Below are 13,465 nucleotides of genomic sequence, written 5' to 3'. Positions count from 1 at the left end.
CGAATTCGTGCGCGTTTCACGGCACGCCCATCACCAGTACGCCGCTGCCGCTGACGGCACCGGCAGCAGGAAGTGACCCCGCTCTGCGAGCGAGGGTAAAGGTCACGTCATCGCCTCCAACGCTGTTGGTTATCTGGGTGCGGAATGAACTGCCGACTTGAACCGCTGCCCCGCCTCGCACGAGCGCGGTACCGACGTCCGGATTGGTCATGCTCAAAAGGCGAGGATCAAACGACGACGGGATGCCTTTGTAGGTGATCGTAATCGGTGTGGTAATTCCGCCTTGCGGGCAGGAGTAGGTCAGTCTGCGGTCGCTGCGCATCGGCGTCGTCAGCGGGTCAGTGCCGATTGCCCGTTGGTGGACGGTGCCGAAATTGACTTCAATCGGGCTATTGTTGTTGATCGTGCACGTCGATGGCGCGACGGTGAAATTGTTGTTGGCCTTATAGGTGACGGTGAGTCGCGGTTGGGTAGGGTCGTAATTGTTGGAACTGGTGAGACGCAGCAGGCCCAAATTATCGCCCACTCGAACATCGATTGGATTAGACGGATCATTGCGCATCAGAATGTAGGGCGTGACATTGACCGGGTAAAACGCCGCGTTGTTGGGAATGGTGACGATGCGTATACCCGCCGGAACAGGGCTGTTATAGAACGATCCATTCAGGCGTAAACCGGTCCTTTCACCGCCGAATTTGGGGCCGGGCGTCCAGGCCGTGCCGGCTGAACTTCCTGTCGACCAGTAATCCTCCCGCCACGAAGGGCCGCCATCGGGGGTGTAGCGGCATTCCAGCCGTGCGCCTTCCAGTGTGATGCGGGTTCCATCGGCGCTCAGGGTGACGGTGACGGGAACAACCAGGTCAGGATTGCCATTTTGCCAGGGGCCACCGTTGACGCGACAATCGACAGCCAGTGCAGTCGGACTAACGCCACTCAACACGAGAAGCCCCATGGCTCCATAGAGTCGTTTCATTTTGATCTCTCGCTGCTGTTCTTCCCGGGCACGGTTCGACGAACACTCGACCGTGCCCAGGGGGAGATTTAACGGTTGTTTGACGCTGCTACGGATAGTCGAGCGTAAATGTGGAGGTCACTGTGAAGCGGCCATACCCGATGGTTTGATCCCTGATCGCGTCCGGCTCACCCTTCACGTAGGCCTTGAGCTCGATGACGTTGCTGCCAATACTCAGCACCTGTTCGTCGCTGACGGCATTGAGGGGCAAGGGCTTGTCGCTCGGCGTTTCCAGGCCAAGCCCAATACCGGAAGCACCGCTTCCTCCGTCCAGTGCGAACAACCCTGGCAGCGCGGCGTTTTCTGCTCCGCCGAACTGAATGGTGACCGAGTTGCCGATCGTGGTATCGCAGTTCTCAAGATGCAGCTTGAAGCCTCTGCCCTGTGAGCGCGTGTTGATGTAGAGGTGCTTGCTTGTCACGTCCCACAGTTCCAGAGTGATCGCTTCGTCGCCGGGGCGAATGGTGCAGGCTTCCTCAACCAGGTTGCCCTTCAATCTCAGGTTGTCAGCCGCCTGCGCGTTGGCAAGCATGCCGAACCCGAGCAGTAGTGCCAGGCCGGCACGTGGCCAGGCTTGTTGATCCCTTGCATGTCGCATAGCGTTGACTCCTACTCGTATTCAGCCAGGAGCGTGGCCACCGCAGAAAACCTTGCGGGGGCGAGTACCGCGCCGGGCTGTTTGACCGGTACCACTTCCAGCGTCGGCGGTAACGACAGGCTGATGTCCAGCGGCGTGTTGAGTTGAAACGGCAGGTTGTTCTGGAACAGCCGGATACCCAATTCGGGCACGCTGGTCTGCACCGCCGAGTCATCAAATGCCGTCGGCGTACCGTTAATGCTCAACTTCAATTCCCACGGCAGCGTGGCGGGGCCACAGCTGATGGTGTAACCCACACCTCTGCGGTATTTCACCCCGTCGACGCGCTTGACGCCCACATCTCCAAAGTCCACTTCGATGGTGTTTCCTGCATCAATCGTGCAGGGCGGCGGCTCATTCAGTGTTCCACTGAACGTCAGGTTGGCCGACGCTGCGCAGCACAGGCCGAGGGAACACAAGGCGAGCGAGGTTCGCCGTTGCCAGCAGGTCATGAGTTATTCCCCTTCATTGGTAATCGACCAACAGGGTCGCAGTCGCATCAAAGGCCCCTCCGGTCAATGTGCTGCCCGGGCGTTTGACGGGCACCGCCTGCACCACCGGAAAGTCCGGATAGGTAAAATTCACGGCGCGGTTCAGCGGCCAGTCAGCGCCGTTGACGAACAGCTTTACGCCAAGGTCCGCCTTGCGCGTCATGAGCACCGCACTGTCAAACGCAGCACCGGCACCCCTGAGTTCCAGCGTCAGCGCGTTGCTGAAAGGCGCGTCGCACGTGACGGTGTAGGGCACATCCCGACGGTAATTGACCCCGTCAACCCGTGACGTCAGCAGGTCGTTACCGAAGGGCACATTGAGCGTGCTGCCGCTGTTAATCACACACGGCGGAGGCGCGATGATCACTGCGCGAATGGTCAGGCCGGTCTCGGCCTGCACCCCCTGGCCGAGCGTGCATAACACGCTGATACCGATAAGAATGGTTGACTTAGCCATCGTTGCGCCCCTAGTCATAATTGAGCCTGAAATCCACCACGGCCCGGTACGCGCCGCTGCTCAGCGGCGCGGAAGTGCGCGTGGGCTGGACCGTCCAGACCTGTGTGTTGCTGGCCAACGGCAAAAACAGCGGTTCGCCCCTGGCGCCCAAGTTGACATCGCGCCCCAGGGCGTCGGTCAGGTGCAGGCCCATTCCGGTGATGCCTTGCACCTTGACCAGCCGTGGATCATCGGCATCGGCGGGGGCCATAAAGGCCACCGACAGCACGGGCTGAAACGCGCTCCATGTCAGGTTTCCGGTGCGTTCGCTGCGGATGCTGCCGGCGGTGCGCTGGCAATCGGCAAAACGCAGTTCGAAGGCAATCGCCTTGGCCTTGTCGCCAGGGCGTTGCAGCTGGCTGGTCGATACGGCGCCGAGGTCAATGGTTTGATGCAGCGAGGTCATTTCCAGGCTGCAGGGAGGCTCATGCATCGAACCGGAAATATTCAGCATCCCGTTCATGCCTTCGACGTCCTCGGCCAGCGCCTGCCCGGCGAAGGCCAGCAACAGGCTTCCCACGGCCTTTACAGTCGGTGAATTCATGCGGTTCTCCGGCAGCGCGCGCTAGTCATTGGGCGTCGAGCCTTGGGCGTTCACCTTGCAGGTGTTGCCACTGCAGGTGAAGGCCAGCACCGGACGTCCGCCGTAGTCATTCACGTAAGCCAGGTACGGGCTGGTGCCCAGCACTTGGGCGGTCGGGCCAAGGGTCAGCGTGCCTTTGGGTGGAACCATCACCGGCTCAAAGCCCGCCACGGTTTTGCCGTCCTTGGTGCTGCGTGCGTCTACCAGGGTCACGTAGTAGGGCGTGGGGTTGTTCACCTGATAACGCTCGCCGTCGCGGGTGAGGGTCAGCTTTTCCTGCCAGGGGTTAGACAAATCCTGCTGGCTTGGCCGGATGGCGTGTGGTCGGTAGAACAACTTGATGCGGGTCTGTAGCGCAATTTGCAGTGTGTTGGCTTTGTCGCTGCGCGGCGGGATTTCGCGCAAGTTGAAGTAGTAGACCGTCTCGCGGTCCTGCGGCAGCGACTTGGCCGCAGGCAGCGCCTGAACCTTCACCTGGCTTTGTTTGCCCGGCTCCACGCGCTGCACCGGCGGCAGTACGATCAGGGGCGTGGCAATCTTTTTCCCGGCCTCATCCTCAATCCAGCCCTGAGCCAGGTAGGGCAATTGGGTGTTGTTGTTGGTGATGTTCACGCTGGTGGCGTCTTTGCCGCCATCGAAAATCACGCGGGTACGGTCCAGGCCGATGGCGGCGTTGGCGCTGTGGCTTACGCCCAGCGCCAACAGGGCGAGGGCAGGGAGCGTGATGGGTTTATTCGGTGTCATGAGGAAGTTTTCTCCGTATCGGTGCGCGTCCCGGTCAGTGCTGCTGGCTCGGGCGAGGTTTTTTCCATGGCTACCATTCGGCAACCCAGGTGCAAGGCATCGGTCAGGCCGTCCGCCGGTAAAACCACTGGAAGGGTGAGGGTGCAGCGCGCAGTTCCGCCCCAACTGACGACCATTTCTTCGCCGGCCTGAATGCCGCTCAGGTAAACGCTGCCGCCGTCATTCACAATGCCTGTGTCCTGTTGCTTGGCATTCCTTACGGTCGCGCCGAAAGGGGGTGAGGTGCCATCCGGCAGGCGAAGCACAGCCATGGCTTTCTCACCGGCGATCACTTGCAGGGTGCGATAACCGATTGCGCCTTCGGTGAGGGTCAGTTGGGTGACGGATTGAGTGGCTTCGACATTGCCCGGCAAGTTCTCCAGGTCGACACTGGCCGCCGTACGCTGGTAGCTGCCGATGTCGGAAATGACCGCTTTGCCGAACGCGTTACTGCGGGTCGGCGTGCCGTAGCCGCGTACTGGCACATCGGGCACACCGCCGGTGTCGACCATCAAGCGTGTGCCGCCGGTGCTGTTGGTGCGGTGCAGTGCAGCGCCGTAAGGCGTCAGCGTGCCACCGCCGCGTGCAGACACAGTCAGGCTGGTGTAACTGCCTTCTTGCCGACTGGCGGCCAGATCGAAGTCAGCCCGGTCACCGATATGGCTCAAATAACCGCTGGCCGCTTTGTCACTCGCGCTGAGTTGGTAACTGTTGCGCTCATCCAGGCGATCGCTGTAGCGCGTCGACAGGCTGCTACTGCCTGCGGCCCTGTTTGCATCCATCGACAGGGTGCCGCTTGGCCCCAATGGCAGACTGACCGTCAGCGCTACGCCGTTATCCTTATAGTTATAATCGTGGGTGCGATGCACATTCAGGGATAAGCTCATGTTTTTGATTGTCCCGACATTAAAGTAGCGTGACACCGACACATTCCAGCGCTGCGTAGGCGGCCGCTCCCAATAGGTTTGTTTGTTGTAACTTGCGTAGACGGTGGCGCCTAAATCACGAAACTGTTTATTGACCGTTGCGGTATACAGCGCCTTGCTCCCGCCAATAGGTTTCCAGTCGCCAATTAATTCGTCGTATTTGTCGCGCCCGGCAAGTTCCCCATTTCTGCCGTAATGCCGCGCGTCCAGGTATTCACTCATGCTCAAGTAATTCTTTTCGGAAAACCGGTAACCGGCGAACGTGATCTGGCTGTCGTATTGTTCAAAGTTCTTCGAATATTGAAGGCGGTATGATTTACCCGAGAGTTTCTCGTCCCACACGGTTGCGCTGGACTGAGTTGCATCCAGCGACACGGCGCCAAACATCAACAGGTCACGGCCCACGCCTAACGACAAGGCGCGGTAGTTGTTATCCGTTATGGCGCCGCCATACAGCGACCAACCATTACTGACGCCCCAGGAAAACTCGCCGGTGCCGAACACGTCACCGTCTGCGCCGTATTGAAGATTGGACGGTCGTCCCGTGGCCAGTTTGTAACGCACGTGGCCAGGGCGGGTCAGGTAAGGCACGCCCGCCGTATCGATCTTGAAGCTGTGGACCGAACCGTCCTGTTCTTCTACCCGTACATCCAGCCTGCCGGTGACTGCGTCATTGAGGTCCTGGATCCGGAAAGGCCCGGCCGCGACCAGCGTTTCATAGAGCACACGCCCTTGCTGGCTGATGATGACCCTGGCATTGGTCTTGGCGACGCCGACCACCTCAGGTGCGTAACCGCGCAAGTTGGGTGGCAGCTGGGTTTCGTCGGACTTAAGGGCGGCGCCGGTAAAACGGAAGCTGTCGAACAGGTCTGAATACAGGTAATCCTCGCCCACAATCAGGCGCGCCTTCAGCGCCGGAATGGCCCGATAGGCGTAGTAACGACTCCACTCCAGCTCATGTTTCCTGGCGGTTGCCTCGCGGTCTTTGTCGACACGCCCCTGCCAGTCGGCCCTGAGACGCCAAGCGCCGGCATTCGCGCCCAGTGTGCCGTTACCACTGAAGTTGGTGCGGGTACCGTTATCCCGTTGATGGCTCGACTGCGCCGTCATGTTGTAGTCAACCAACAGCCCCGGCACGCCTTCGTCCCAGCGCGAGGGCGGGTCCCAATTGATGGCGCTGTATTCGAGATAGGCTTGGGGCAAACTGATGTTGAGCGTGGATGTGGCCAAATCGCCACTGACCTCCATGCCCGGCAAACCCTGAATGTCCAGGCATTCGCCGGCTTTCCACCAGCTGAGTTCGGCAGCATTTGATTCTTTGAGTCCCAACTGATCCACAAGCGCTTGCGACACACAGGCCTGGCTGCCTTTGGGATCATTGTCGGGCGGATAAAACGCCACTGACTGTTCAGAAATTGGCTGGTTGTTTATCTGCACCACCATTGAATAGGTGCCGGGCAGAATGAACCCGCTGCGGGCAAACCGAGACAAGTCGATATTGCTGCGGTCATTGAGATCCAGGACGTCGGTATTGAACTCGATATCCCCGGCACCCAATGCGGTTCCCGCAACCGACATCAACCCGCCAATCAGGTGTGGGCGCAGCGTATTTTTGATCTTCGACGCATTCAACATGGAAACAACCCATTACTGTTCAAAAGTATTCCAACTTGAACCGCACTGCGGCGCGGTGGGCGCCAGGTAGCAGCGGCAGACCGTTGCCGATCAGGCGAAGCGTGTAGTGCAGTGTCATGTCGCCTTCGGCCAAGGGGCGTAAAGCCATCGGCTCACCCGGAACACTCTCTTCACCGGCCGAATCCCAGATATGAAACGCGGCACCCTGTGAGTCGCCAAAGGCGGCAAAGGAGCGGCCTTCCCGGTCGCTGGAACCGTCAAACGTGACTCGCAGGTGTTGCCAATCCGGCAGGCTTGCACCCGGGCGCAACGGGTCGGGGCGGCTCAACGAGCAATTGACCAGGCGCAGCTGGAAGGGGTGTGGCTCGCCCATCGTGTTGCGCAACAGCCGGCCAATGGGTTCGGGATTCATCTCGATGGACTGGTCAACGCTGCCCAGTTCCAGGCCACACGCTGAGTCAACGATCTCTCCACCCAGCGTCACCAGCCCATCGCCCTGGGAGGGCGTTTGCGCAAGGGCGCAGGGGCTGAGACCTATCGTGAATGCAGAGGTGATAGCGATACGCAGGAATGTGTTCACCTTTATCTCCCGTCAGCTTTCCCCCGCCACCCAAAGAGCGGCGGGGGAAACACTTACTGATAAGCCAGGGTGAAGTTGGTGACCGCGCTGAAATCGCCCGGGATGATCGGGTCGGTGGCTGCGCCTTGTACGTAGGCGCCGAATTCCAGGGTGTTGTCACCGGCGACGATGGCCTGCGGGGTGGTAGGGACACCCAGCTCAATGGCTTTGCTGCCATGGGTCATCATGATCCCGATACCGCCGGCACCGCCGATGGTGCCGATTGCACCGGGAACAACCGACGATGGCGCCGCGGTGAAAGTGGTGGTGACTGTGTTGTCGGTAAGGCCTGTCAGGTCGCAGCCTTCCAGTTCAATCAGCACGCGGCGCGCTTCTGATTTGCCGCCGGTTTGCAGTTGATGCTTGGCAATCGCCCCCAGGTTAACCGTTTGATCCACCGAGTCGGGTTTGATAGAGCAGGCACCTGAGTGAACCGACCCCAGAAACGTAACCGTTCCATCCGCCGCTTGAGCAACGGACATCGAACCTGCTAACAGCCCGAGAGACAACAGCACAGTTTTCATTTCAGTTTTCATTTGCAAGAACCCATCTAGGAGTAAAAGTTATAAATACCCGGCGCATTTCGGCGCAGGGCGCATCAGGCACGCATTCACGGCCAGCGCCATTCAGCATTTATGAGTGGTCAGTCGATGCCGCGAACTCAGCCTTTTGGTGAACGGCAATGCAGCCTGAAAAAACATGTGCTTTTCCAATTAGTTGCATTGCTATTCGGCATAAGTTCGAAGCCAGGCAATTGTCCGGTCTAAACATGAAAAAGTAAGTCGCCGGATTCGCACAGGTGCGTAGCCTGGGGTTGCTGATTGATATAAGAAGATTATGGCAATTTGCCAAAACTTGAAAAGTGGCTGTAAGAAATGAACTACACGGGGTTTTATGGGAGGGGCTTAGTTGTTGTAATGTCTGTCAGAATAAGATGACAGTCGCCTGAAAACAATGAAGTTTGTGTTTAAACGACGCGCACAAAAAAGCCCCGATTAACGGGGCTCTTTGCGCGGCGGCCTTGAGGCTTATTTGCCCTTTGGGCGTTTGCTTGAGGCGTGGCCTGCTTCATCCACAAATACTTCGGCCACCGCACACGCTTCACGTTCGGTCGCGAATGCCCCGGCGACGCTGTCTCCGTGGAAGTTGATCAAGTGCCAGCCGTCCGCTCGCTGGGTGATCAGGTAGCCGTTTACGCCTTTTGGTTCTGACATCTATCAATCTCGTGGTCTGGTTCAAGCGGGCCATGATAACGCCAAACGCCGCCTTGAGGCGCAAGTTGTTGCAGGTCAGTGCCCTGCACTGAAAAGCGTGCTAAAACGGTCGCAGCCCTTTTAAACAGACAGGCGAGGGCAATTGACTGGCACCGTTGGTGAGGCTGTTCGCAAAACCTTCGGAACTTACGCCGGGATTTTTTCTCTATGTTGACATCGCAACGCCAGCAGGACCCATTGTAAGGTGACTGCGGCCTCATTAGACTGCGCCGAATTCCGTACGCACAGCCCTTTGTAAGGACTCATATGATCAAGAAATGCTTGTTCCCAGCAGCCGGTTACGGCACTCGCTTCCTGCCAGCGACCAAAGCCATGCCCAAAGAGATGCTGCCGGTGGTGAACAAGCCACTGATTCAGTACGGCGTCGAAGAGGCACTGGATGCCGGCTTGAATGAAATCTCCATCGTCACTGGCCGTGGCAAACGCGCACTGGAAGACCACTTCGACATCAGCTACGAGCTGGAAAACCAGATCAAGGGCACCGACAAGGAAAAGTACCTTGTGGGCATCCGTCGCCTGATCGACGAGTGCAGCTTTTCGTACACGCGCCAAACTGAAATGAAAGGCCTGGGTCACGCGATCCTCAGCGGCCGCCCTCTGATCGGTAACGAGGCGTTCGCCGTCGTCCTGGCCGATGACTTGTGCGTTAACCTCGATGGCGAGGGCGTATTGGCCCAGATGGTCAAGCTGCACAAGCACTATGGCTGCTCGATCGTTGCCATCCAGGAAGTTGATCCAAGCGAAACCCAGAAATACGGCGTTATTGCCGGTGAAGAAATCAAGCCAGGCCTGTTCCGTGTCACTGACATGGTTGAAAAGCCGAAGCCGGAAGATGCACCGTCGAACCTGGCAATCATTGGCCGTTACATCCTGACGCCGGACATCTTCGAAAAAATCGAAGCGACAGAGCCGGGCAAAGGCGGTGAAATCCAGATCACCGACGCGCTGATGAAGCAGGCTGCCGAAGGCAACGTGCTGGCGTACAAGTTCAAAGGCACTCGCTTCGACTGCGGCGGCGCTGAAGGCTATATCGAAGCCACCAACTTCTGCTTCGAGCACTTCTACAAGAAAGGCAGCTAAAGCGCTGAGTTGTTTTCAGCCTGTCGGGTAGCGCACTGTTGCCAGTGTGGGACCTGACCAGCAAAAAATGCTCCGTATCGAAAGGTACGGAGCATTTTTCGTTATAGGTGTTCTGGAAATGGGCTAGTTGTGGCGAGGGAGCTTGCTCCCGCTGGGCCGCGCAGCGGCCCCAAAGATGGGACTGCTGCGCAGTCCAGCGGGAGCAAGCTCCCTCGCCACAGGTGCGGTGCCTGCCTTTAACTGACCTGCATTAGTCAGTCTGTGTGGCTTTTTCGTTTTTCAGCCCCATGTAAGTCGGTATGCTGATGTTCTGCCGAGGAGAGTGAAATGGCCTACGATTTTGACCTGTATGTAATTGGCGCCGGTTCCGGCGGTGTTCGCGCGGCGCGCTTTGCCGCAGGCTTTGGCGCCAAAGTTGCGGTTGCAGAAAGCCGCTACCTGGGCGGCACCTGCGTAAACGTTGGATGCGTGCCGAAAAAACTGTTGGTCTACGGCGCGCATTTCGCCGAAGACTTCGAGCAAGCCAGCGGTTTTGGCTGGTCACTGGGCGAGGTGAACTTTGATTGGGCGACGCTGATCGCCAACAAGGACCGCGAAATCAACCGCCTCAATGGCATCTACCGCAACCTGCTGGTCAACAGCGGCGTGACCCTGCACGAAGGGCATGCGCGCTTGGTGGACCCGCATCAGGTAGAAATCAATGGCGAGCGTTTTACCGCCAAGCACATCCTGATCGCTACCGGTGGCTGGCCACAGATTCCCGACATCCCGGGCCGCGAGCACGCGATAGGCTCCAACGAGGCCTTCTTCCTCAAAGAGCTGCCCAAACGCGTGCTGGTGGTGGGCGGTGGTTACATTGCGGTTGAATTTGCGGGCATCTTCCATGGCTTGGGCGCGCACACCTCGCTGCTGTATCGCGGCGACCTGTTCCTGCGCGGTTTTGATGGTTCGGTGCGCACTCATTTGAAGGAAGAGCTGACCAAGCGTGGCCTCGACCTGCAATTTAATGCCGATATCGAACGCATCGACAAACAAGCCGACGGCAGCCTCAAGGCCACGCTGAAGGATGGCCGCGTGCTCGAAGCCGATTGCGTGTTCTACGCTACGGGCCGCCGCCCGATGCTGGACAACCTCGGGCTGGAAAACACCGGCGTCAAGCTCGATGAGCGTGGCTTCGTTGAAGTGGATGACCTGTACCAGACCGCCGAGGCGTCGATCCTGGCTATTGGTGATGTGATCGGCCGCGTGCAGTTGACGCCGGTCGCCCTGGCTGAAGGCATGTCCGTGGCACGTCGTCTGTTCAAGCCGGAACAGTATCGTCCGGTGGATTACGCGATGATCCCGACGGCGGTGTTCAGCTTGCCGAACATCGGCACGGTTGGCCTTACGGAGGAAGAGGCGAAGAAGAACGGCCACAAGGTTCAGGTCTTCGAAAGCCGCTTCCGCCCGATGAAGCTGACCCTGACCGACTGCCAGGAAAAAACCCTGATGAAACTGGTGGTCGACGCCGACACCGACAAAGTCTTGGGTTGCCACATGGTCGGCCCGGACGCCGGCGAGATCGTGCAAGGCCTGGCGATCGCGCTCAAGGCGGGCGCGACCAAGCAGCATTTCGACGAAACCATCGGCGTGCACCCTACGGCGGCGGAAGAGTTCGTCACCATGCGCACGCCTAAGGCCGACTGATCAGGTGGCAGGTTTTGCGTCTGGCGCCGTTGCAACGACGGCGGCGAGGCGCAATGCCTCGATACTCGCCTGGGCTTTGATCAGGTCCAGCTCCAGCGCCTTGTTGTCCTGTTGCTGGGCGGTGAGCGCGTCCTGCCGCGCCTGGTTTTCCTGCACGGCAACGCGCAAGCGCTCCTGGAGCAGGGCGCGTTCGCTGTCGACCTGACTGACCTGCTCGCTCAATTTGAGCTGTTGTGCCTGGTCCTTGCGGGTCTGTTCCTGTGCCGCCTGCAATTCTTTCGCCGTCACGCGGTGTTCAATCAGCAGTCTTTCATTGTCGCGGTGCAACTGAGTGATTTCATCCTGGCGCACCATCGCGCTTTGCTGGGCCTGGCGCAATTCCGCCTGAACCTGCTGCAACTGACCTTCGTGGCGCCGTTGTTCTTGCTCGCGCTGCTCCTTGACCGCATTGCGGTAATGCTCAAGCGCATCCCGAGCGTGCAGGTGCTTGTCTTCGAGCGAGCGAATCTGCTCGTCCTTATCGTTGATTCTTAATTCGTAATCACTGCATGCCTGGCTCAGCCCGGCGTTACGGGTTTGCTCGGTCTGCAGGCTGGTGCTGGCGGTCTGCAAGGCGGCGCTTTCTTCCGCCAGTGCCGCCGCTTGAATATCAAACTGCTGCTTGAGTTGAGCGTGCGCGGCTTCCAGCGTCTCTATCTGGGCGAGCAGGGTGGCTTTGTGTTTCTCAAACTGCGCCAGCGCCAGGTCGATGGGCTCTTGGGCTTTCTCTTTCAAACGCTGAGCCAGCCGTGCCACCAGCTCGCCGAGCTCGTCGTCGATGGGCGCTTCGGTGATGGTGACGCGGGTTTCGCTTTCTTCCAGCTCCTTCAAATAACGATGAATCGTGGTTTTCGAGCCGGTATTGCCCATCTCGATGCGTACTGCATCGATGCTCGGGTTTTCGCCACGGGCCAGGATCGCCAGGCGTGCCGTTTGAACCACTGCTTTGTTTATGCCGCCGCGCGCCATGAGGTCTCCGTCGATTTTGTACTGTGGTACGTAGTATGTAGATACATACTGTAACACGAATAAAAATCCGTTTAAATTCATGATTTAACAGATGGGATATTGGCGTATTATCCCGCATCAGGAGCTTTTTACGCTCGCAAACACGCCGTAGCAGTACGAATGGGGCTTTCATGAGCGACCTGGACCGTTATCTAAACGCCGCCACCCGCGATAACACGCGGCGCAGCTACCGCGCGGCCATCGAGCATTTCGAAGTGAGCTGGGGCGGGTTCCTGCCAGCGACCAGCGACAGCGTGGCGCGCTACTTGGTGGCGCACGCCGGCGTGTTGGCAGTGAACACCTTGAAACTGCGGCTCTCGGCGTTAGCGCAGTGGCACACCAGCCAAGGCTTTCCGGACCCGACGAAAGCCCCCGTGGTGCGCAAAGTGCTCAAGGGCATTCGTGCCGTGCACCCGGCGCGGGAGAAACAAGCCGAGCCCTTGCAGCTCCAGCATCTGGAACAGGTGGTGGCGTCTCTGCAAAGTGAAGCCCAGGCGGCGACTGCTGCACAGGATCAGCCGCGCTTGCTGCGCGCCCGGCGCGACACGGCGCTGATCCTGCTCGGCTTCTGGCGGGGTTTTCGCAGCGATGAATTGTGCCGCCTGGAGATTCAACACGTGCAAGCCGTGCCGGGCGCTGGCATCAGCCTGTACCTGCCGCGCAGTAAAAGCGACCGCGACAACCTCGGTAAAACCTACCAAACCCCGGCGCTGCTGCGCCTTTGCCCGGTGCAGGCCTACAGTGAATGGCTCAGTGCTTCGGCGCTGGTGCGCGGCCCGGTGTTCAGGGGCATTGACCGCTGGGGCAACCTGAGCGAGGAGGGGTTGCACGCCAACAGTGTGATCCCGTTACTGCGCCAGGCCCTTGAGCGCGCGGGCATTCCGGCCGACCTTTACACCAGCCACTCCCTGCGCCGTGGCTTCGCGACATGGGCACACCGCAGCGGCTGGGATTTGAAGTCGCTGATGAGTTACGTCGGCTGGAGCGACATGAAATCCGCCATGCGCTATGTTGAAGCGACGCCCTTTCTCGGCATGACCTTGGCCACCCAGCCGCTCATGTGAAGTTTCTTCTATTAATACAGCTACCTGATAGGGAAAACCAATCGTCAGCATCAGGTTTGCCAATGAGCCATCGACGGAAAGAGTCGGTAGGATTCATCTCATCAACTTCTTAACCCTGACGGAGAGTCAACG

General features: G+C 58.9%; 14 protein-coding genes. 3 read left to right on the top strand and 11 right to left on the bottom strand.

Features of this window, described 5'->3' with window-relative positions:
• Positions 1–16: 16 nt before the first annotated feature.
• The 10 genes from Q7C20_RS00995 to Q7C20_RS00950 form a co-directional block, all read right to left on the bottom strand.
• A complete protein-coding gene (locus Q7C20_RS00995; protein WP_375064552.1) occupies positions 17–973 on the bottom strand; it encodes a fimbrial protein in 957 nt (318 codons plus the stop codon).
• An 88-nt stretch (positions 974–1,061) separates the two neighbouring features.
• Positions 1,062–1,610, bottom strand: a complete 549-nt coding sequence (locus tag Q7C20_RS00990; RefSeq protein ID WP_375064550.1) for a fimbrial protein — start codon at positions 1,608–1,610, stop codon at positions 1,062–1,064.
• A gap of 11 nt (positions 1,611–1,621) precedes the next feature.
• Entirely contained in the window at positions 1,622–2,101 is a 480-nt protein-coding gene (locus Q7C20_RS00985) for a fimbrial protein (RefSeq protein WP_375064548.1), read from the bottom strand.
• Between the two features lie 13 nt (positions 2,102–2,114).
• Positions 2,115–2,597 (bottom strand): fimbrial protein, encoded by a 483-nt coding sequence (locus Q7C20_RS00980; RefSeq protein WP_375064546.1) that lies wholly within the window; start codon positions 2,595–2,597, stop codon positions 2,115–2,117.
• Between the two features lie 10 nt (positions 2,598–2,607).
• A complete protein-coding gene (locus tag Q7C20_RS00975) occupies positions 2,608–3,180 on the bottom strand; it encodes a fimbrial protein (RefSeq protein ID WP_375064544.1) in 573 nt (190 codons plus the stop codon).
• A gap of 21 nt (positions 3,181–3,201) precedes the next feature.
• A complete protein-coding gene (locus Q7C20_RS00970) occupies positions 3,202–3,963 on the bottom strand; it encodes a fimbria/pilus periplasmic chaperone (RefSeq protein WP_375064542.1) in 762 nt (253 codons plus the stop codon).
• On the bottom strand, positions 3,960–6,563 hold the full coding sequence (locus Q7C20_RS00965) for an outer membrane usher protein (RefSeq protein WP_375064540.1): 2,604 nt from the start codon (positions 6,561–6,563) through the stop codon (positions 3,960–3,962). The genes Q7C20_RS00970 and Q7C20_RS00965 overlap by 4 nt, the downstream gene beginning before the upstream one ends.
• A 19-nt stretch (positions 6,564–6,582) precedes the next feature.
• A complete protein-coding gene (locus Q7C20_RS00960) occupies positions 6,583–7,143 on the bottom strand; it encodes a fimbrial protein (protein ID WP_375064538.1) in 561 nt (186 codons plus the stop codon).
• A 53-nt stretch (positions 7,144–7,196) separates the two neighbouring features.
• On the bottom strand, positions 7,197–7,706 hold the full coding sequence (locus tag Q7C20_RS00955; RefSeq protein ID WP_348058223.1) for a fimbrial protein: 510 nt from the start codon (positions 7,704–7,706) through the stop codon (positions 7,197–7,199).
• A 504-nt stretch (positions 7,707–8,210) separates the two neighbouring features.
• Entirely contained in the window at positions 8,211–8,396 is a 186-nt protein-coding gene (locus Q7C20_RS00950) for a hypothetical protein (protein WP_375064535.1), read from the bottom strand.
• A 306-nt stretch (positions 8,397–8,702) separates the two neighbouring features.
• Between Q7C20_RS00950 and galU the strand changes: the two genes are divergently transcribed.
• Positions 8,703–9,536 (top strand): UTP--glucose-1-phosphate uridylyltransferase GalU, encoded by an 834-nt coding sequence (galU, locus tag Q7C20_RS00945; protein WP_020293893.1) that lies wholly within the window; start codon positions 8,703–8,705, stop codon positions 9,534–9,536.
• A 327-nt stretch (positions 9,537–9,863) separates the two neighbouring features.
• Positions 9,864–11,222 (top strand): glutathione-disulfide reductase, encoded by a 1,359-nt coding sequence (gene gorA / locus Q7C20_RS00940; protein WP_375064532.1) that lies wholly within the window; start codon positions 9,864–9,866, stop codon positions 11,220–11,222.
• Here the strand turns inward: gorA and Q7C20_RS00935 are convergent, their stop codons facing one another.
• On the bottom strand, positions 11,223–12,230 hold the full coding sequence (locus Q7C20_RS00935; RefSeq protein ID WP_375064530.1) for a DNA-binding protein: 1,008 nt from the start codon (positions 12,228–12,230) through the stop codon (positions 11,223–11,225).
• Positions 12,231–12,400: 170 nt separating this feature from the next.
• Between Q7C20_RS00935 and Q7C20_RS00930 the strand changes: the two genes are divergently transcribed.
• Positions 12,401–13,333, top strand: a complete 933-nt coding sequence (locus Q7C20_RS00930; RefSeq protein ID WP_375064528.1) for a site-specific integrase — start codon at positions 12,401–12,403, stop codon at positions 13,331–13,333.
• Positions 13,334–13,465: the final 132 nt, after the last annotated feature.

It is taken from the genome of Pseudomonas sp. AMR01, from assembly GCF_041946035.1.
In the GTDB taxonomy this organism is placed as follows: domain Bacteria; phylum Pseudomonadota; class Gammaproteobacteria; order Pseudomonadales; family Pseudomonadaceae; genus Aquipseudomonas; species Aquipseudomonas antarctica_B.
The sequence above is the reverse complement of the archived record's forward strand: the minus strand, read 5'-3'. Positions and strand labels throughout refer to the sequence as shown.